The 20,796-nt window shown below is 43.2% G+C and carries 22 protein-coding genes; 19 read left to right on the top strand and 3 right to left on the bottom strand.

Annotated features, from left to right (window positions below):
* Positions 1-37: 37 nt before the first annotated feature.
* The 15 genes from G519_RS0131830 (at position 38) to G519_RS0131760 (ending at position 14,509) form a co-directional block, all read left to right on the top strand.
* Positions 38-745 (top strand): CpaB family protein, encoded by a 708-nt coding sequence (locus G519_RS0131830; protein WP_029198090.1) that lies wholly within the window; start codon positions 38-40, stop codon positions 743-745.
* A gap of 15 nt (positions 746-760) precedes the next feature.
* Positions 761-1,996, top strand: a complete 1,236-nt coding sequence (locus tag G519_RS48080; RefSeq protein ID WP_051253861.1) for an AAA family ATPase — start codon at positions 761-763, stop codon at positions 1,994-1,996.
* Positions 1,997-2,021: 25 nt separating this feature from the next.
* Positions 2,022-3,590: an ATPase, T2SS/T4P/T4SS family gene (locus tag G519_RS45495; RefSeq protein ID WP_064743555.1), complete on the top strand. Its 1,569-nt coding sequence runs from the start codon at positions 2,022-2,024 to the stop codon at positions 3,588-3,590.
* A gap of 2 nt (positions 3,591-3,592) precedes the next feature.
* A complete protein-coding gene (locus G519_RS0131815) occupies positions 3,593-4,525 on the top strand; it encodes a hypothetical protein (protein ID WP_029198089.1) in 933 nt (310 codons plus the stop codon).
* 13 nt (positions 4,526-4,538) lie between these two features.
* Entirely contained in the window at positions 4,539-5,438 is a 900-nt protein-coding gene (locus G519_RS45490) for a hypothetical protein (protein WP_051253860.1), read from the top strand.
* Positions 5,439-5,453: 15 nt separating this feature from the next.
* Positions 5,454-5,603 carry a hypothetical protein gene (locus G519_RS51400; RefSeq protein ID WP_164826783.1) on the top strand — a complete coding sequence of 50 codons (150 nt, stop codon included), beginning with the start codon at positions 5,454-5,456 and terminating at the stop codon, positions 5,601-5,603.
* 16 nt (positions 5,604-5,619) lie between these two features.
* Entirely contained in the window at positions 5,620-5,766 is a 147-nt protein-coding gene (locus G519_RS51395) for a hypothetical protein (RefSeq protein ID WP_164484208.1), read from the top strand.
* Entirely contained in the window at positions 5,763-6,188 is a 426-nt protein-coding gene (locus tag G519_RS0131795) for a hypothetical protein (RefSeq protein WP_029198088.1), read from the top strand. The genes G519_RS51395 and G519_RS0131795 overlap by 4 nt, the downstream gene beginning before the upstream one ends.
* Before the next feature lie 18 nt (positions 6,189-6,206).
* Positions 6,207-6,689 carry a hypothetical protein gene (locus G519_RS0131790; protein WP_029198087.1) on the top strand — a complete coding sequence of 161 codons (483 nt, stop codon included), beginning with the start codon at positions 6,207-6,209 and terminating at the stop codon, positions 6,687-6,689.
* 62 nt (positions 6,690-6,751) lie between these two features.
* On the top strand, positions 6,752-7,939 hold the full coding sequence (locus G519_RS0131785) for a M24 family metallopeptidase (protein WP_029198086.1): 1,188 nt from the start codon (positions 6,752-6,754) through the stop codon (positions 7,937-7,939).
* Between the two features lie 108 nt (positions 7,940-8,047).
* A complete protein-coding gene (locus G519_RS0131780) occupies positions 8,048-9,835 on the top strand; it encodes a cache domain-containing sensor histidine kinase (RefSeq protein WP_036634531.1) in 1,788 nt (595 codons plus the stop codon).
* A complete protein-coding gene (locus tag G519_RS0131775) occupies positions 9,807-11,267 on the top strand; it encodes a response regulator (RefSeq protein WP_029198084.1) in 1,461 nt (486 codons plus the stop codon). Before G519_RS0131780 ends, G519_RS0131775 begins: the two co-directional genes overlap by 29 nt.
* A 119-nt stretch (positions 11,268-11,386) precedes the next feature.
* Positions 11,387-12,712, top strand: coding sequence for an ABC transporter substrate-binding protein (locus G519_RS0131770; protein WP_244280289.1), 1,326 nt, complete (start codon positions 11,387-11,389; stop codon positions 12,710-12,712).
* Between the two features lie 72 nt (positions 12,713-12,784).
* The gene (locus tag G519_RS0131765) at positions 12,785-13,660 is read left to right on the top strand and encodes a carbohydrate ABC transporter permease (RefSeq protein ID WP_029198082.1); all 876 of its coding nucleotides are present in this window, start codon (positions 12,785-12,787) and stop codon (positions 13,658-13,660) included.
* 24 nt (positions 13,661-13,684) lie between these two features.
* Positions 13,685-14,509 (top strand): carbohydrate ABC transporter permease, encoded by an 825-nt coding sequence (locus tag G519_RS0131760; protein ID WP_029198081.1) that lies wholly within the window; start codon positions 13,685-13,687, stop codon positions 14,507-14,509.
* A gap of 107 nt (positions 14,510-14,616) precedes the next feature.
* Here the strand turns inward: G519_RS0131760 and clpP are convergent, their stop codons facing one another.
* The 3 genes from clpP to G519_RS0131745 are packed head-to-tail and all read right to left on the bottom strand — an operon-like array spanning position 14,617 to position 16,122.
* Positions 14,617-15,198: an ATP-dependent Clp endopeptidase proteolytic subunit ClpP gene (clpP, locus tag G519_RS0131755; RefSeq protein ID WP_029198080.1), complete on the bottom strand. Its 582-nt coding sequence runs from the start codon at positions 15,196-15,198 to the stop codon at positions 14,617-14,619.
* Positions 15,199-15,230: 32 nt separating this feature from the next.
* Positions 15,231-15,524 carry a hypothetical protein gene (locus G519_RS0131750; RefSeq protein WP_029198079.1) on the bottom strand — a complete coding sequence of 98 codons (294 nt, stop codon included), beginning with the start codon at positions 15,522-15,524 and terminating at the stop codon, positions 15,231-15,233.
* A 13-nt stretch (positions 15,525-15,537) separates the two neighbouring features.
* A complete protein-coding gene (locus G519_RS0131745) occupies positions 15,538-16,122 on the bottom strand; it encodes an ArsR/SmtB family transcription factor (protein ID WP_029198078.1) in 585 nt (194 codons plus the stop codon).
* Between the two features lie 321 nt (positions 16,123-16,443).
* On the opposite strand from G519_RS0131745, the gene G519_RS52570 reads away from it, so the two are divergent.
* From G519_RS52570 to G519_RS45480, 4 genes are all read left to right on the top strand, one after another.
* Positions 16,444-16,863: a PDDEXK family nuclease gene (locus tag G519_RS52570; protein ID WP_244280288.1), complete on the top strand. Its 420-nt coding sequence runs from the start codon at positions 16,444-16,446 to the stop codon at positions 16,861-16,863.
* Between the two features lie 93 nt (positions 16,864-16,956).
* A complete protein-coding gene (locus G519_RS52565; RefSeq protein WP_268633627.1) occupies positions 16,957-17,262 on the top strand; it encodes a TnsA endonuclease C-terminal domain-containing protein in 306 nt (101 codons plus the stop codon).
* Entirely contained in the window at positions 17,259-19,406 is a 2,148-nt protein-coding gene (locus G519_RS0131735; protein WP_029198077.1) for a Mu transposase C-terminal domain-containing protein, read from the top strand. The genes G519_RS52565 and G519_RS0131735 overlap by 4 nt, the downstream gene beginning before the upstream one ends.
* A complete protein-coding gene (locus tag G519_RS45480; RefSeq protein ID WP_036634536.1) occupies positions 19,403-20,521 on the top strand; it encodes an ATP-binding protein in 1,119 nt (372 codons plus the stop codon). Before G519_RS0131735 ends, G519_RS45480 begins: the two co-directional genes overlap by 4 nt.
* The last annotated feature ends 275 nt before the right edge of the window (positions 20,522-20,796 follow it).

The raw sequence follows: 20,796 nt of genomic DNA, 5'->3' as shown, positions 1-20,796 counted from the left end.
TCTTTTTTTGTTTTGGCGAGAAAAAGGGGGTGAGGTTTTGAATCGCAGGAGAAGCCTGCTTATTAGTTTGGTTGCTGCCGTTATGGCGGGATTGCTTGTGTATGGGGTGTATGTCATGCAGGTGAATCAGGTCGAGCTGCAGCAGACTGTTCAGGTTGCGGTTCCGAAGGATTTTATTCGGGCCGGTGTCTTGATTCGTGAGGAAATGGTGGAATTTAGAGCTGTTCAGAAGGGCAGTTACACGGAAGGCATGATGACGAAGCTGACGGAAGTCGTGGGGCAGGAGACCTTGATACCGCTTGGTAAGCAGGAGCCTATTTTGAAATGGAAGGTGAATCGTTATCATTTGCTCCCCAATGAGCAGCAGGCTACTTTTCAAATTCCTAAGGAATATTTGCTGTCGGTTTCCAATGGCATTCGTGCCGGGGATCGGGTCCGTATTTATGTATCTGGTGCAGATGGCAGCTCGCGCAGGCTTTTTGATGAGAAGGAAATTACGGTTGCTTCTGTGAAATCATCGGCGAATGTGGAGGTGGATAATCCGAAGAGCTCTAATCTGCTATCCAAGGTTGAAGGCGATAAGGAAAAGATGTATGCTTCCCGATTGGAAGCGAATGGGGCTATCGATCAGATTAACCTTAATTTAGCGGAGAGTGAGTGGCTTCAGATTGATCAATTATGCAGCTCGAAGAAAGCGAGGTTAGTCATCGCGTTCAGTTCCACTTCAATTTTGGCTGGAGAATGAAAGGAGGTATGAGATTTGCATATAGGACTGCTATCAACGGATCAACGATTAATCGATGAGATTACGAATGTCGTTTATTCGAAACCGTTAAACTGGATGATCTGCTCGACTCCGGATGATTTATGTCGTAAATTAACGGAGATGCCTTACTCGCATACGATCATTTCGGATCGGGAGATGGATTTTGGGGATTTTGAAGAGTTTCTTGAGGAATTACAGCAGCAGTATTCAGGTTTAAAAATTATAGTTCTGCTCTCGAACTATCACGACGCTTCCATAAATGAAAAATATTTAAAAATGTGCAAGCTGATGAAGCTTGATTATGTCCAGCCAGGGCGCAGCACGGCTGTTATTGCTGACGATATTCGGGCTTGGGTTGATGGTTCTGGGGTAGATCATACGAATCAACAATCGTCAGGAAAGTTAATTACTTTTATCGGATCTACACCTAACATAGGTACGACCTTAGCTTCTTTTGGTGTAGCACACGCGCTAGCCCAAGAGACATCTATGAAAGTCGGATATATGTGCCTTAATCTAAAAAGCTCTAAGCTTCATCGTTATTTAGGTCGAGATGAGCATGTTTTTACGTTGGATGGTCTGAGAGCGGAGCTGAAGGCGCAAAGTCTTACACCGGAAAGGCTGCAGCAGGTTTGCGATAAGCCGAAAGAGGCACATGGGCTGCATATCTTATATGGGAATATGCTTCGAGAGCAGGCGGAGTTTTTTACGCCATCCGAGATTATTCATTTGTTGCGTGTGGCACGTGCCACGTTTGATGTATGCATCATCGAAGTGAGTGCTTATTGGGACAATGCTGCGACGGTTTGTGGACTCTTGGAAGCAGATAGCAAAATTGTCGTAACGACAGCGGATATCGCACATTTTCAAGAGGATTTTTCGAGGTGGATCAGGCAGGTTGGCGCTGTTTTTGGTCTTCAGCCGGATGGCTTTGAGTTAATGGCTGTTCAAACGGATCGTCATGCCAAGCATAGCGAGTTCACGATTAAAGATATTCGCAAGGAAACACAGCTGCATCTGATTGGTCAAGTATCTCGGCATGCTGATGCGCTTTCGCGTTGTAATCAAGGCAAATTGTTGGACATGTTCGTGCCGACCCACGCCATGCATGAGGAGGTTAGGGCTGTTTCTCGAAAATTCATTGACTACTATAAGCTGCCAAGGAAGGTGAGTTTACGACAAGTAACATGGCTGCAGAAGATCATAACAGGCAGACGAGCTGCAACTTAAATCAAGCAGGGAAGAGGTGAAGGGAGTGAGCGAGGAAAGGTTTTCAATCATTACTTACATGCATGAACGCAAAAGCGAGGGTGCAGTGGTTGATTTGGCTTTAGGTACGGAGCTGGAAAAGAAAAGAAGATCAGATAATAACTCGGTGAGATTTGGCTTTGGGGAAGATCAAGGCAGGCGGTCACTGGGCTCTTTGGGAGAAGAAGAAGATGGCGAGGGAAGTCCGAGAGCAAGTGTGGTTAGCGGTGCCGTCGGTGGAGAGAGACCTGAGCCGCATTTGCAGGGGGATGCTCTTTTTAACCAATGGGTGCAGGATATTCGAAGTGAGCTTGTTTCGATGAAGGGGAGAACTGAGGCCGAAAAGCAGCTGTATAACGAGACGTTGAATCGTGCGATTCTTGGTTATGAGGAGGATCGAGGCAAGCTTCTTGCGATTATTCATGATCTGGTTTCGAAAAGAAGGCTTTCGGATGTCCCTCCGAGGACGATTGGTTATACGACTTTGCCGGAAGCCATTTTTGCAGAGATTATTGGGCTTAACGTTCTTGAACTAGTACTCAAACACAAGGAGGGACTTGAAGAAATTCAGGTTGTGGGGAGACAGATTTTTGAAGTGCGTGGCGGGATGGCCATGCCGTCTGCCTATACATTGCCTTCTGTGCGTGAATTAGAGAGGATTCAGCAGAATTTAGTTCTTTTTAACAATGACACTTTGAATCCAAGGAAGCGATGGGCAGAGGTTGTTCTACGGGACGGATCCCGCGTTACGATGACTGGGTTTGGGTTCACGGCTGAACCGACCTTAACGATTCGTTTTTACACGATTAAACGGTTTGATTTGGCAACACTTGCAGCTGCAGAACTAGCCACGATGGATAAAAGGATGGAGAAACTGATTCTGATCTTGATCCGATCTTATTTCAATATGGTGGTTATTGGCCCCACGAACTCGGGAAAGACGAATTTAATCAAAGCGATTATTGCCGAAATGGACGATAACGAACGAATTATTACGATCGAATCGAGATTCGAGTTGAATTTAAAGCGTGATTTTCCGCATAAAAATATCGTCGAATACGAAATTGACGAGGAAGATCCGCGGCATTCTGGGCTGCAAGCTTTTAAATTGGCATTGAGGCAATCGCCAAAGCGCATTTGTCACGCTGAAATTCGGGATGATGATGCCAACCTTTATGTGAGAGCTTGTACGCGGGGTCACGAGGGCAGCATTACTTCCGTTCATGTGAGTGAACTTGAGGATGTGCCTGATGCGATTACAGATATGTGTATGCTCGATGGCAGGGGGATGAATCCACTTCGTCTAACGAAACGGATTACAGAGTTTGTGACACAAATCGGTATGGAGATGGCTGTCGTTGATGGAAAAAGAAAGATTGTGCGAATCGTCGAATATCGATATGAAAATGAAGAGGTTTGCGTCACGGATCTCGCAGTTTATGACAAGTCGACAGAGGAATGGACATTTCCCGGGAAATTGTCGCATCATGCATCGCGGAAAATAGGTAAGAACGACAAAGAGGGGTTTGCTTTGTTGAGGGAACTCGGATTTATTGAGAAAGAAGGCGAGTCTTAGCCATGATTTTCGCCAAATATGTCTTTCTATTATTGTTATTCGTTCTAGTTTTTGTACTTATACAATCGCTTTTACACGTAGTTATCCGACAACGCAAGGCCAGATATAGGCTGCATTATGTCAAAACCTCCACGTTCGTCGCTAGATTCAGCGAATATTTGGGAAATAGGAGCTCTTTATTTAAGCATATAAAGGAAATGATGGAATCCGTCGAATCCAAAATGAGCATGCGAGGCATTATGACAGTTAGTTTCGTTTTGTTTTTAGCAGGATTATTGGCGGGGACGTTGTTTTTTCAGACGTTAAAAGGAGTCGTTATCGTCACATCGATCTGTGTTTCACTTCCTTATATGCTGCTTCGGTTAAAGCTGGTCAGTGTCAGACTGCAAACCCGATTGGAGTTTCTTCCGGCCGTTGAAGTGTTCTATCAGTATTATATGGTCGATCCAAATAAAAATATGAAAATGGCTCTTAAGTATTGTTTAGAAGAGAATCGCATTCTTTATCCGATCAAGCCCGTATTCGAGCAATTATATCGGAATCTCATGACCCAAAGGGATACGGAGGAGAGCTTGCGCATTTTCTCACTCACATTGGGCCATACATGGGCTGATTATTTTGTCGGTGTTATGCGTGTTGCTTTGACGGAAGGGAGCTTTGTCGGAGAAAGCTTAAAAGAGTTGATTGTCGATATGCGGAAAGCGCAGCGATTCGATCAGTTGGAAAGAAATCGCCTTTTGGAGATACGTATTGCTAATTTTACGCCGATATTGTTTCTTGCCTTATTCTTATTTATTAATTTCAAGGTAAACACAGAGAACGCTTATTTGTATTATATTGTTGATCCTGGCGGGCGAAACATGATTCTGGATGCGCTTCTGCTCATTTTTGTCTCGTTTTTAATGGGCATCTACTTATCTATGCGAAGAATGTGAGGGAGTTGCTTCCGTGATTATTGAAAGCACACAACTAGCTAATCTGCAGATGGTTTCTAATTTGCTGCTCTTTCTTCTTTTCATGACGATTTTTTATCACTTTTTCATGCATATGCCTGCACGTAAGAAGAGATGGAGATCACTACATGTCAAAAGAGCGCTGCAAGAAACAAAACTTCCTTCATGGATGTTCTCATGCTTAGGTATGAGTACGAAAATTGTGCAGGAAAAGCGTCAACTGCTGCTGGGATGCGGGATTTCGATGAACGCTAACCTTTATGAAGGTGTGAGAAGGATAGGAATGGGGTGCGCACTTATGCTCAGTGCTGTTGGTTACTTGGCTCTGGAGTATCCGATGCTAATATTGAATGTGCAGCCGATTTATGTCATGGCGGGGGCGGCTTGCTTACTTATTTTTTTGTTTTTTGACAAAAAGGTACTGGCTCAATTAAAGGAAAAACGAGCCCATCGAATAGTCCGAGAGATTTACATAATTAGTCATCATCTTCTCTATTACAACGATTCTGGGTTGAATTTACATGCCAAGCTGTCTCTATGTGTTTCACAAACGCACTCCATTCGGTCGCACTTTCAATTGATGTTGAATGAATGGTATCAAGGCTCGGAAGAAGCTATTAACCATTTTAAAATCAGACTAGGGACAGACGAAGCACACAGCTTTGGGGAAACGCTGAATGCTTTGAGGCTGAATGAGCATGGCAGCTATTACGAGTTGTTGAAGCAAAGAATTCAGGACTACAAAGAAAAAATGGAACTGGTTCGAGATAGTAAAAAAGAAACCGTGTCTTATCTTTTGTTTGTATTAGCGGGATTGCCGATTTTGAACACATTCCGGGTATTCATGTACCCGTGGATTGCTGAAGGACAGCGATTATTTAATGCGATTAACTAAAGGGAGAGGGAAGTTATGAGGAATATATTGATCACAGTTATGATGCTTATTGTCGTGGCATTGCTTTTTACATCGATTATTAATGATGGGTCGACAGGGATGAGACGGAATATTTCGAATCACGGAACGCAGGCAAATACGGATATTACGGCATTAAGGCCGTAAGGATGGAAGATTTACAGTGAGATCGATCCTCGTTACGGTGATGTTGATTATGGTGGTGATTGTTATATATAACAGTGTAGTTGGTGGCAGCACAGGGACTCGGAAGCAAGTAAGCAACAGCGGAGCAAGGATCAATGGGACGATTGAACGGATTAATCCATGAAGCAGATATTGGTGTTTATCTTATTTGCGACTATGCTTTGTTGGTTTATGTTTGCTCCGGTTTATAAGCATGTCATTATTGTTCGGCAGGCTGTTTTGCAAAAAGAAGTCGATTATTTGCTTGAAATCGGTGCTAATGGCAGGCACGGCTATATCAATAGCACGATGATTCAGGAATCAAAGGATCGGATGGCGGAAAGAGGCTTCATTCCGGGAGATCTCGTTTACACGGTAAATACGACAACGGGGGTCGGGGGCATGGATCCGGGAATGCCCGTTTGGCGAGGAACGGGATTGAGTTTGAAGATGACGTATCCGTATCATCGACTTTTTGTTATTGATCAGCTTGTCGGAATTACGGTTCCTTCCAGCTCGGATCGGATGGGGGCAACAGGCATGAAGATGAGTGAGTATGTGCCTTAAGGGCCCCGAGGTGATGTCTTGTACAAACTGCTTTTGATAGTCTTGATGAGCGTCGTTTTTATGTCGCTATATGGGCTGCAAACGGATGAAGAATTAGCGATGCATACGCTTTTTCACGGGAAGCATGCATTGAATAATTCGGTGCATGCGGCGGCTCAGCAAAGTGACCAAGTAAAGCTGGCAAGCGGAATTCACAGTATTGATGAGACGAAGGCTAGAGATGTAGCCATGCAATATTTGCAGGCTAATTTAAGATTAAATGGGGTGAATGATCCGCTGCCGAATACGTTTTTGCGCAGCAGGGTTGTCGTGGAATTATTTAAGATTATTAATGATGATGAGGTATTTCCCTATACGTATGTGAATGCGGGAAATGGATATTCAGTAACGTTGGATCGGCCTGGTGTGATTATGTTCATCCGGTTGGAGTTTCCGCGGACTTATACGGTTTTGCAGCCGATTACGTGGACGATTAAGTCTTCGGCGGAGATGGTGTTTTGACCATATTTGTAAGTATAATGAGAGGGTGAGGTGTGAATTCAGGGTTACGAGGAGAGATACATATGACTATTTTCCAGCAACGGCAGCAGGCGCTGCAGCGTGAGATGATTGAGCGGGGTTGGTCGGGCTTCTTGGTCACGAACAATGTCGATATATATTACTACTGCGGATCGATGCAGACGGGGTATTTGTTTATTCCGGCGGAGGGAGACGCGCTTTACCTCGTACGCCGAAGTTTGGTCCGAGCGGAGGAGGAAGCGTCAGCGGCCGTGGAAGCGCTGGGGTCTTTGAAGACGCTGGGCGAGCGTCTTCGCGCGCGCTGCGCGGGTGGACGTGGATCCGCGGCTTCGCCGCTGCGGATCGCGACTGAGCTGGACGTGTTACCTGTCCAGCTGTATTTGCGGCTGCAGGCCGCGCTGCCCGGCGCGGCCTGGGAGGACGGCTCGCTGCTCGTGCGTGAGCAGCGGATGATCAAATCGCCGGACGAAGTCACGGCGATTCGAGCGGCTGCGCGCGTCGTCGACGCAGCGCTGGAAGCGGCCATCCCCCACATTCGTGAGGGGATGGCGGAGTTTGAGCTGATGGCGCTCATCGAGCATCAGCTCCGGCTGCGCGGGCACCAAGGGCTGATGCGCATGCGCGCGTACAATTCCGAGTTGATAACCGGAATGGTAGCGGCAGGCGCGGCGGCAGCGGTGCCCACCTATTTTGACGGGCCGGCCGGGGGCACGGGGCTTCACCCGTCCAGCCCGCAAAGCTCGGGCCGCGCGCTGATCGGGCGCGGCGAACCGATTCTCGTCGATATCGGCTGCTCGATCGACGGCTATCTCATCGATCAGACGCGCACGCTCGTGATCGGCGATCTAGACCCTGAGCTGCAGCGGGCCTATGACGTGGCGGAGCAGGTGCTTCGCGCCACGGAAGCCAGGCTGCAGCCTGGCGTTATCGCCGAGCATCTGTATCTGCTCGCGCTGGATCAAGTGCATGGAGCGGGACTAAGCGCCCACTTCATGGGGTACGGCGCCGACCAAGTGAAATTCCTTGGTCATGGCATCGGGCTCGAAATCGACGAACTGCCCGTTCTCGCCAAAGGCTTCAAATACCCGCTGGCGCCCGGCATGGTCATCGCGATCGAACCCAAGTTCACTTTCCCCGGTCGCGGGGTGGTTGGTATAGAGGATACGTATTTGATTACCGAAAATGGTTATGAAAAGCTGACCATTTCGAGGGACGGTATTCTCCGAGTATAACGAATTTTCCATAAGAGAGACTGGCGGAAATTCATGCCAGTCTCTTTGTTTTTAATTAACAAGCCAGTATACTTGACCCATATGAACATCATAAGGGGACAATGGACAATGAAATTGAGACATTTCATACCACAAACGTTAAAGTACAAGCTATTCTTAGCTTTCCTACTTGTTATTCTGCTGCCCATCATTATCTTAAATATGACGCACGTTCAAAAGTTTGAGACGTTAATGAGAGAACAAGTTAGCAGCCAAAATCTCGAACAAATGACAACGATTACATCCTCGCTTGGCAGTTTATTAAGTGTTTCAGAGAAGACCTTTACCCTGATTGAACAGGATTCTTTTGTAACTGCGATTTTGAAAAATCCAGAAGCGGGTGGATCTTATGCCTCTTTCCAGAAAAGACAGAAAATTGAAGAGAAGTTTAATGCTATTAATAATAGTGTGTTTATTGCCAATTCCTACGTCTACTATACGGTTCTCGATGAGGAAGATCATGTTTACACATCCTATGGACCTACTCATATATTAAGCCACGCTGCTCTTTCGGCAATGCCAGTGATACAGGATGCTTTCCTTGGAAAGTCCCTCTCCAAATGGCAGCTAGAAGAAGGCGGGCTAACCTCAGCTTTTGGTATCCAACCCTCCTTATTAACCATGTATAAAGGATTGCGAGACGAAAATAATCGGGTATATGCCGTCGTAAGAATTGGCGTAGACTATCAAAGCTGGCTTCGAAGCGCTATTCCAAGCCCGATAAATGATGAATTGTATGTATTGGCTTCCGCAGAAGGAGAAATCTATGGGCGCAGCAACACTTCCAATGCTTTTGCGCTGCCAAACCCATTGAATACGTTAGGTTGGGAGCCGACCGGAAGCAAGGTCGAGAATGACCACATCATTAGTTATTCTAAAATTCCGAGCTTGAATTGGTATCTGATCAAAAGTATCCCGACCAAATATCTGTTTCATAAAGTGAATCAGCTTCAGCAATCCTACTTTTTGACAACGCTGATTATTGCCGTTCTCTTTATTGTCATGACCTTTCTGATCTCGACCACCATCACGAGACCCCTGCAGCTTTTGCAGAGAAAAATGTCTGATGTCGTGAAACGGAATCTGAAGATTCAATTGCCTGAGGAAAGCTATAAAGGTGAAATTCTAACCTTTATTCAGGCTTTTAATAAGATGGTCAGAGATGTGGAGAGTCTTCTTAATCGGTTAAAAGAGGAAGAACGCCACAAAGAGGCTATGCGGTTCCAAATGCTTTTGTCACAGATGAACCCGCACTTTCTCTTAAACACGTTAAATACGGTGAAATGGCTTGCCATTGAACTCGGTAATCATCAAATTCCTGAAGTATGCGAATCGCTCGGCAAGTTATTAGAAGCAGGAATGCGATTGGATGTGGATTTAATTCATCTAGAGCATGAGATTGAACTTGCCCAAAGATACATCCGTATTCAGCAGCTTCGCTATGACCGCGAATTCGATGTGCATATCACATTTGACCCAGAGCTTCGCCATGCGCTTATTCCTAAGTTGAGTTTGCAGCCGCTAATTGAGAATAGTATTTATCATGGGTTTGCTAAGATCGAAAGGGCAGGCAGCATCCAAATTAGAGTTCAAAAACAAGAAAATAAGCTTGTTATCGAAGTGGAGGATAATGGTGTTGGAGTAGGTAACGCAGGGTCAACCTCCGGTACAGGAAATGGCATTGCCTTGAAAAATCTCGAAGAGAGACTCGTGCTCCTGTTTCGAAAAGAAGGAACTTTGGCGATAGAATCCATCCCAATTGGGACACTAGTTCGCATTCGCATTCCGTTCTTGTTGTCTCCACCCTATTCGAAAGGGGAAAGCTTACATGTGGACAGTTCTCTTGGTAGAAGATGAAGCCTTCGTACGACGAAGTATCCGAAAGGGAATGCCCTGGGAGGAAAATGGCTTCATGGTGATAGGGGAATGTGGAAATGGCCAAGAAGCTTTGGCATTCATCAGGAATAAACAGCCGGATTTGGTTATTTGCGATATTATGATGCCTGTCATGAATGGTGTAGAGCTTCTAGCGCAGGTTCGCCGGGAGAATTTAGGAACAGCCTTCATCATGCTCACAGTCATGAATGATTTTGAGTTTATCCAGCAAGCGATGGAGCTAGGGGCATCGGGTTATGTGCTTAAGCTTTATTTGACTCCGGAGAAAATGACTGAAGCGCTGACAAAGGTAAAACGGGAGTTAGAAAGAAACTTGCGTCTTATTTCTCAAGAAATAGACGATTACTGTGAGATTTTATATAACGAACCTAACGATCAGGTACGGACGTTTGAAAGCCCGGCTTTTATTCGGGATTCTTTTAACCCCAATCTACTTATCCTTGTTTTGCATGGACAAACCATTTTCGATAAGCAAGATTTGCTGCAGCTGCCTTTATTCGATACGGAAATGAATGCAAGGATGCATTTTTTTACCAAGATGGGGCTGACCACGGTCCTATGCTCTGTTCCAGAGGAAACAAAGATTAGAATAAGGGACTCCGAGCAGCGTTGCAATTCCGTTGTTTTAATCTCAGAGCGGTTGTCTGATGAGGATATTAACACGGTTTGGAAAACCATGGTTTCTCGATTGACTGAACTATGGTATGCAGGTAGAGCGGGCATCTTCTTTCACCAGCCCAAAACTTTGAAAGCTCATGACTATACCAACCTGCCTTGGTCACTGGAGAAGAACTTAATCCATGCTTTTGAGCAGATGAACCAAGGATTGCTGGATCTTTCATGGCAGGAAATCTGGTCGTGGATGAGAGACGTAGAACTGTTTTTGCTTCGAGTAAAAGAAATAATGCTGCGTTTGGATCGCAAATTTGCAGAGCTCGCATTCATGGCAATTGACTCGCCAAATACCTTTGTACAGGCTCTTTCTCATAGGGAGGCGGGGACTTTTTTTAAACAGAGAATTGATTTGTACATGGCACATTGGAAGGCAACGAACTATGAGGTTACGGATCATGCTGAAATCAATAAAGTCATTGCCTATATGAATCAGCATTTTGAGGAAGAGATGCCGCTGTCCCTGCTTGCTGGTATTGCAACAATGGACGATAAATATTTGAGTGTCCTTTTTAAGAAAAAAACCGGTAAAACCATAACGGAATATATCATGGGGCTGCGCATTGAAAAGGCATGTCACCTGCTGCTGCACACGGATCAACCAGTTGCTCAAATCGGGGCAAACGTTGGTTTTGCCAATGAGAATTACTTCGCACGCATATTTCGGAGAGAAGTCGGCATGCCGCCGAGTATTTTCAGACAACAAAATGCAAAGTTATGAAGAATCAAATCAAACTTTTGTGCTAAAAGAACAATACATTGTTCCTTCGAACCCTAAAAAGCTGGTGCTATAGTTAGGTTGTAACCAGTAAGGATATGAAATACAGGAGGGGCGGTCAAATGATGAATATGAAGAAAACAACGCTAAGTTTACTCTCAGCGGCTGTCGTGTTGGGAGTTACAGCAGGCTGCGGTTCATCGGGTGAGAATGCGGCTAAAAACAGTCCGGCTGCTTCTTCAGAAGCTAAGAAGGCAGTAACGCTTACGATGTGGGGTGGGGTACCAGCCGAAGCCGGTCCGCAATTGGTTGTTGATAATTGGAACGCAAAGAACCCTGATATTCAGGTGAAATATGAGCGTTTTGTCAATGATGATGCCGGAAATCTGAAGCTAGATACGGCTCTTACGACTAACCAAGGTATCGATTTATATGTCAACTATACCTTATCATTTTTATCGAAACGTGTTGATGCTGGAACAGCACTCGATCTTAGTGAATTTAAAGACTACAATATTGACGATAAAATGGGTACGGATGCAAAGGACTGGAAAGTAAAAGATAAGTATTACGGTCTTCCCACCAAAAAGAATGTATCTTTCGTTTGGTTAAATAAAAATGCACTCGATGAAGCGGGGCTGGCCGTTCCTGCGTTAGATTGGACGATGGCCGATTTACAGCAATATGCGACGAAGCTAAAAAAAGGCACACGTTGGGGCTTTACAGAACATATTTCTGGATACCCCAACTTCTTTGATGGAGCCAGTGCGGGAGCGGGATTCACGAAAGCGGATGGGACATCCAACCTCGACGAACCTACTGTTCGTAAGGCATATGAAGCTATGTTCGACATGATGCATAATGATAAATCAATGCCTCTTCTAGGCGAACAAATGACGAGTAAAATGCCGACCGATTCGATGTTTTTAAAAGGCGAAACAGCCATGCTGGGCGCGGGCGAGTTTATATTCCGCAGTTCAAATAACATGAAGGATTTCCCTCGCGACTTCAAGATTGCTTTTGCTACGGTTCCTAAAGTGACGAAAGAGCAATCTAATTTTAAATATCCAGGAGGACTTGGCGACGTTATTTCCATTAATCCAAACTCGAAGAATAAAGAGCAAGCTTGGAAGTTTTTGAAATGGTATGCGGATGGCGGAATGATGCCGCTTGCTGCCGGCGGTCGCATTCCTTCTTCTAAAGACGCTAATGTGGAAGAAGCCATTAAACTGCTCCTTGGAGACAATGAAAAAACATATGATGTGGATTCGCTCAAAAAGGTTGTATTCGGTAAGTTCCCTACGTATACAGCAACGCTTCCGCAACAGGTTGTGGATGCGCGAAGAGAAGAATATGAAAAGTATTTCTTGAAGGCACAATCCTTAGATGACACCCTTAAGAATTCGGTCAAACGCCATAACGACTACTTATCCAAAAACAAGAAATAGCAAGAAAGATGGGGGGATGCATTAAGAAAGAGGCACCTCCCTTTTTTGTTCAAAAAAGGAGTGATTTATGGAATGAACTGGGCAAAAAAACAACGTAGATTAGGGTACTTGTTCATTTTACCTAACATGCTAGGCGTCATCTTATTCTTTGTCATCCCTGCCATATTTTCTCTGGGGATTATGTTCACGAATTATAAATACACATCGCCGGATATCGAATGGATCGGCCTCGACAATTTCAATCGATTATTTCATGACCCTGTATTCTATGTTTCGCTGAAGAAAACAGCCTTATTTCTTGCTGCTGTCCCTGTTTCAATCGGATTGGCCTTTCTTGTAGCTCTTGTATTGAATCGCAGTGTGTATGTAAAGAGTTTGCTACGGGCTATGTTTTTCATGCCATACATTACGAGCGGTGTAGCTGTTGCATTTGTTTGGATGCTTTTGTTTCAGCCGTCGCAAGGACCTATTAACAGCTTTCTTCGTTCCATTGGCATTGATAATCCGCCAGGATGGATGTCTACGACGACCTCTTCGATGTACGCCATAGACATTATTTGGATCTGGTTTCTACTTGGCTATAATATGATCATTTATTTGGCAGCCTTTCAAGAAATACCGCAAGAACAACTGGAAGCCACCAAAATCGATGGAGCTAGCTCATGGACAACGGTTTGGAAAATCATCTTTCCGCTAGTGAGTCCCTCCACGTTCTTATTAATGATTACGGGCTTAATTACGTCGATGAAGACGTTTGGTATGATTGAAGCTGTTACGCAAGGCGGACCTGGCGGCAGTACAACGATTTTATCCTTATTTATTTACCATAATGCGTTTCGTTACTATGAAATGGGCTATGCTTCAGCTATCTCATGGGTCTTATTCGCTATCATCTTCTTGATCACAATGGTTCAATGGGTCGGTCAGAAGCGATGGGTTCACTATTAAGTAAAAAACCGGAGTTGAGACAATATGGAGATCAAATCGACAAAATTACTATATACGATTGCCATGCTGGTACTGGGCCTTTTTATGATTTTGCCGTTTCTTTGGATGATAAGTACATCTTTTAAAACTCCCAATGAAGTGTTCCAGTACCCGATCCAGTGGATACCTCAGAAGGTGACGTTTGAACATCATCTTAAAGTGTGGACAGGCAAGGAAAGCTTTCTTATTTATTATATGAACTCGTTGAAAATAGCTCTGATTTGCATGGTTGGAGCTACATTCTTGTCCTCCTTAGCGGCATATGGATTTTCGCGAATTGAGTTTAAGGGAAGAAACCTGCTCTTCATGTTTTACTTATCTATGATAATGGTTCCACCCCAAGTGTTATTTGTTCCAAAATTTATTTTGTTTGATAAAATAGGAATTTATAATACACACTGGGCACTTATTCTTCCTGGTTTGTTTACCATTTTTGGGGTATTTCTGATGAGACAATTTTTTATGTCGATCCCGCAGGAAATTACTGAATCTGCTTTTGTGGACGGGGCTGGTCACTTCCGTATCTTCTTTCAGCTCATGCTGCCTCTGGCCAAGCCAGCGTTGGCTACCTTAGCGATAATAGATTTCTCCTGGAACTGGAATGATTATGAGAATGCCCTTGTTTTCCTGCTTGACCGTGATTTGTATACAGTTCCACTGGGCATGCAAAATTTCATATTAGAATTCAATATTGACTATAACGGGATGATGGCGGCTACATCTGCTGGCATTGTTCCCATGCTGCTGGTATTTCTTGTTGGACAAAAATATATCATTCAAGGGATTACGGGTTCCGCGGTAAAAGGTTAAGGAAGATAGGAGACCTACGTTCACTTGAAGGCTTATTTATTACTGAAAAGACCCTAGCCAGTGGCTAGGGTCTTTGGTTTTTCAATTTTGATTTATAGCATTAACGATTAGATTTTCTCAATTACCTTATCAATCAATCCATACGTTTTTGCATCTTCAGCAGTTAGGAAGTAATCACGGTCTGTGTCTAATTCAATCTTTTCGATCGGCTGCTTAGTTGTATCAGCAAGTATACGATTGAGTGTACGCCGTGTTTTGAGAATGTGCTGGGCACGAATGTGAATGTCGCTGGCTTGGCCTTGGGCGCCTCCCCATGGTTGGTGAATCATGACTTCGGCATTAGGGAGAGCGAACCTTTTACCAGGAGCACCTGCCGTTAAGAGAATGGCACCCATGGATGCGGCCATACCTACACAAATGGTGGAAACGTCAGGCTTAATGAAATGCATCGTATCGTAAATCGCGAGTCCTGCAGAAGTGGAACCGCCGGGTGAGTTGATGTAAAGAGATATATCTTTCTCCGGATCTTCAGCGGAAAGGAACAACAACTGGGCAACAATCGCATTGGCTACTTGATCGTTAACCTCCGTGCCAAGGAAGACAATGCGATCTTTGAGCAGTCTGGAATAAATGTCGTAAGAGCGCTCACCTCGCGAAGATTGTTCGACAACCATAGGTATGAAACTCATAGGAATCATCCTTTCATTTTTAAGTACTATATTTAAGAAGCCTTGCTTTGGATAGTATGACTGTGGACAGTACGTTTTTGACCAAAACCAGAGGATACCATGATTAAACGGATCGGTTCTTCGCCAGGGGTGGTTTGAAATTCACGAACGGTGAAGGTAGCTTCTGATTCATTAGGCGAGGTGCCTTGACGACGATAAGAGTCGATCGAGATCACGTTGCTTCCTGAGGTTTCAGGAGTACGTTGGGCGGCTTGCTCCCAAGCAATAACAGGTGTTGCAGGTACTGCGTCATTCTGCGGTTTACTTGTTTGTTGTTCATGATTCATGGCGTTTGCCTCTTCATTCTTTCGGTTTTGGATATACGGCTAACAAGACTTGATAAGCATCATTTCCTTCTTTGCAGCCCGAGTATCGATCCACCAATTGCTGCACCATGGCAGCGTACTCCTCAACGAATGTTTGCCTTTGCTGTTCATCAGACAGATGGACCTGCAGTTGTAGCGTTGCACTAGGAATTACTTCGCCCACATCGGATTGCTCCATGAGCAGCATCGCATCTCTACGAATCCGCTCGGATGTGGTCACAAGGTGAGCCAAAGAGCTCTGGTCCTTCAACCTCTGTAAGGTCTCAGGCTTCATACTTAACGATTCGGCCAGTACGAAGGTTTTGGCTATCGCCCTGTACAAGACTTCCACCAGATTGCGCACCTGACGAGTGCCTACGCGCTCAACCAAGCCTGCTTTTTCCAAAGCTTTGAGGTGATAGTTAATACGTTGGGCCGTTTCCCCGAGTGTTCGAGCCACTTCAGCAGCAGAGCCAGGTTCCAGCAGCTGAGCAATGATCTCCCCGCGAATAGGATTCAACAAGACGGTTGCTTGCTCTGGAGACTCGATGTAATAGCTGTCTTGAATATCTTTTAGCATGGAGTGGATTGCCTCCAATACAAAGTATGTGTTACGTAAAAATATTTTATTACGTAGAGGATGAAATGTCAATGGGCGGGGTGGTTTCTTTCTATTGGTTGACAAATAAGTTTTGAAGTAGACAAATAAGTTTTGAAGTGACAAATAAAGTTCTGAAGTAACAAATAAAGTTTTGAAGTAACAAACAAAGTTTTGAAGTATAGTAAATGACCTTTTTGGCGAGATTGTATAGTACCAAGATGTTTAGGACATTTGTACTTAGTCAGCAGCTGCGTTTACTCCATTGGGGGGTGAACGCATATTTTATTTTAGGGGGAATGAATGATGAGTAGAGGTAGTGCTATACACAAAACGCAGATGAATAGACTTAAGGACGGTAGAGGTCAAGGATATGGAAAGGATTATAAGCCTTTCATTCAAGCAAGCGACAACAAAGCACCTTCTGAAGGATATCTTATTAGGGAATTAGGATGGAAGACCGGTAGAATACATCACACGCTTTCTAAAGAAGAATGTCGCTATCTAATGGTATTAACCTGGTCAGATAAAGTAGTAGATATAAGAGAACAATACCCACTTACGCCGATTGAACGGAGTATTGAAATCGCGGAGCAATTGAATATTAGGCATGCAAATAAAGATAATGTACCTATTCTTACAACGACCGATTTTATGATCACAATTGAGACAGAGAAAGGATTAGAAGATGTTGTTAGGACGGTAAAGATTCCTAGTGACTAAACCCCGAGCACACTAGAACTCTTTCAAATAGAAAAAAACTTTTTTGAAGAGCAAAGCATCGATTGGGGTATTATTCTTTCTACACACTTACCTATGAATCTAGTGAAGAATGTGGAGTGGATGTACGACGGTAAATTTTTGGAAAGTAGGCAAGGACTAGACAAAGAAGTGATAGATCATATCTCAGATGCGTTTCTTCATTTGCTTACAAAAGTTAACGGTCAAATACCCATTCAAAAGCTATGTCAGCAAGCTGATAAACAATTTGGCCTTGAGGAAGGATCGTGCATGTTCATTTTAAAACACCAGTTAGCTAACAAACATTGGCATACGGATATGATGAATCAACAAATTAGAATCTCGAAACCGCTAATCATTACAGGAGGAATAAAAAAATGATATTAGAGGGTTCTGCATATCATCTTTCTAGTTTGAATGGTAGTAATGATCTTATTCTCAGAGTTCTTTGGTGTTCCGAAGATGGATCTAAAATAATTGTGATGAACACGACAAACTCAGAACATATGGAGTTTCCTTATATATTGGATTCAGAGGAGTTAATTAGCGATCTACAACAAGAAAAAGCTTTTAAATTAAACCATGAGCCTGACCAACAAATCATGTATCCCACAGATGAGTATATATCTAAACATGTTGAGAGCAGGGATTCCAAATGGGATTTGATTAAAGACATTGTGCAAATGGAGCCGGAGATTTACGATCCCAAAGTAAGATGGCAATTAATAAAAAATGTAATGGAAAAATATAAAGTGAAAGAAAATATCATTTACGATGCTTTAAAAAGGTATTGGTTCTACGGTAAAAATATGAATGGCCTATTAAATAATTATCACGATTGTGGTTCAAAAGGGGAGGAAAGAGAATATAACAATAGACCTGGAAGAAAGGGCCCTAATATATATCAACTCACGGAGAGTGATATTTCTAATTTTCAGGACGCTGTGAGTAAATATATCATTGAAGGTAGATTAAATATTCGTGATGCTCATCAACAGTTACTTGAGAATTACTATAAAAAACCTGGATATCGGTTAAGAGGAGTCCTCGTGCCGATAATTGTTGAGAGTGAGGCGCCATCAGAGCGGCAGTTTAGATACTGGTACAACAAAGAGTATCCGTTTAAAACGAGAAAGGCACACAAAGTTGGTCGAAGAAATGCAGAGAAGGACTTTAGAGCGCTACTAAGTAGTAATTCGGTTTTTGTGGAAGGGCCAGGGGCGCTGTATCAAATAGATTCTACACCGTCGGATGTTGATGTTGTTGCTATTGACGGAAGGACCACTATTGGAAGGCCAACTACTTTTATTGTTAAAGATGTGTTTGCACGTAAAGTAGTAGGATACTCTTCTAGTCTAAAACATCCATCATGGATAGAAGGGGCAATGATGGCATTAGAAAACGCAGCAGCCAATAAAGTGGAATACTGTAAAAAATTTAATGTTGATATCAATGAAGAGGATTGGCCCGCGGCTAACTTACCAAGAGAAATTGTTGCTGACAGAGGGGAAATGAAAAGTAAATATCCAAATGGGATCGTTACTTTAGGAATAAGAGTAGCCAATACACCGTCATATCGGCCTGAATTGAAGGCAGTAGTTGAACAACACTTTCGAATCAAAAATGATATGATCAAACGAATTCTGGGCAAGGCTGGTGCAATTTCAAAGGTAAAAAGAGATCCCGGTGATCCTGATCCCTCTGACACAGCAGCAATAACATTTGACACTTTTAATCGAATCATGATTGAACATATACTTGCATTTAACAAAATGTCATTACCTAGGGAATTTCTAGTTACTCCTGAGATGTTTAAAGAGAACGTAGAGTTAACACCTAATGCGTTGTGGGAATGGGGAAAAAAGCGAATGCTTCTGCATGAAAGACCGACTTCAACTATTCACTATGCATTGTTACCTAAAGAGACAGCAAAAGTCACGAGATTTGGGATCGAATTTAAAAAACTATGCTATAGCTGTGAAATTGGAGAGGAGAAGGGTTGGTTTGATTGTGAAAGTATCGAAGGGAGTTCCCGAATAACTGTCGCTTTTGATTCAAGAAACTGTAGTCAAATTTTAATTCAATTAAAAGATGCTTCACTTATTTATTGTAGATTAACTCCTAAATATCAAGAATATGAAAATCTTTGTTACGAAGATGTTAAGGCGATTTTTGAGTTTAGAAACGAGCAATATAAAGATAACTCTAATTCGAATAAGCAAACGAAGGCTGAGTTTAATGCCATATCGTCTAACCTAATCAAAGAGGATGTCAAAAAGACGAAAGTTGAAAATTTAGGGAAGAGCAAATCTGAGAAAAGATCCGAAAAGCGAGCGAAACGAGTCAATGAAGCAATGAAAAGAAGTTCTCAATCAGCGTTGACCGCAGTTGCTAAAGGAAGCGACCATCATGAGTCACGAGCTCCACAAACCGTTGTGGTGAACAAGATTGAGTTAAGCAATAACATGAATGATTTTCTGAAAAATAAATATGAAAATATGAGAAAGGAGATGGGGAGTGTATGAACACAAATCCAAATTTAAGAGTAATAAGTGGTCGTCATTGTAAAGCAGTTTATTTTGAGCAGGTGATCCCGGAAAATCAAGGTAACCCTCACATTGAGGCACTACCCGATCGCCTTAATCAGAATGACTTGTATGATAAGTTGTTCAGTGTACCTGCCTTTAAAGGAGATGTCCCTCAAGTTGACATCGAGGACCGGCTAGCTTTAGTGCAACAGATCGGCAAAAGTTTCTGGTTACCTCTAGCATCTCAATTTTCTAAGTATCGGCAGCTTTATAACATGATAAAGATTGGTTATCAATCAAGGAACCCGTTGTCCCCGGAATATAATAGACAGTATGCGCTTGGAATAGAAGAGATATTTGAACAAGGCACCGATGACGAAGGAAAAAACCTTGCTGGGGTGTGTCATACTGCTGAAATGTATGCCGAGATTGGTTTGAGCGGTATTGGTAAAACCATCGCTCAAAAAAAATTGCTTGAGCTTTTTCCACAAGTTATTCACCATACTGCTTATAAAGGGAAGCCACTTAAACGAACTCAGGTGGTTTGGTTGCATGTTGAATGTCCAAGCAATAAATCACTTGGGGCTTTATGTCGAAACTTTTATAGTCAAGTAGATAAAATATTGGGTACCGATTACTACGAGAGATTTGGAGAGAAGGGGGGGACTATCGAGAAGTTAGCGAATAGAATGGTCAAAGTTGCAAATCTAATTAACTTGGGTGTATTAGTTATAGATGAAATTAATAGAGTTCATAAAGCACATTCAGGCGGCGACGATAGGATGATCGAATTCATAACAGAGCTTACGAATACAATCGGGATTCCAATTATCGTTATGGGGACGTTTAAGTCGCTCTACTTATTCAACAAATCTTTAGCTAATTCTAGGCGAGGAATTCCCGATTCTTTCACTGAAAACATCACAGATCGGATGCTAGAAGATAGTAAGGAGTGGGAACAACTCATCAAGGCTTTATGGGATTTGCAATATACGCTCACAAAGACAGAACTCACTGAAGAACTAAAGAAAGTAATGTATTACCATAGTATGGGGATTGCTGATATTACCGTAAAATTATTTATGCACGTTCAGTGCCAAGCTTGTTTATGATCAAATGAAAAGGGATGGTTTTATCATTAGAAAATCCCTGGTGTGATCATCAGGAATTCCCTGGTATGATCATCGAAAAATCCCTGGTCTGAGCTGGAAATTCTTCTGTGGTATTTGAGAGATTTCAGCCCCTTTCGGTCATCCAATTGACGTACAATTCTTCTTGCAGAGATGCAAGGAGGAGAAAGGATGATGAAGAGCATGGAGCAGATCCACCGAGTCAAAGAGTTACAAATGCAGCAACAGGGGCCCTATCAGATCGCCAAGGAATTAAA

It is taken from the genome of Paenibacillus alginolyticus DSM 5050 = NBRC 15375, from assembly GCF_000422905.1.
Classification (GTDB): Bacteria; Bacillota; Bacilli; order Paenibacillales; family NBRC-103111; genus Paenibacillus_E; species Paenibacillus_E alginolyticus.
This window is presented reverse-complemented; position numbering and strand designations above follow the sequence as displayed.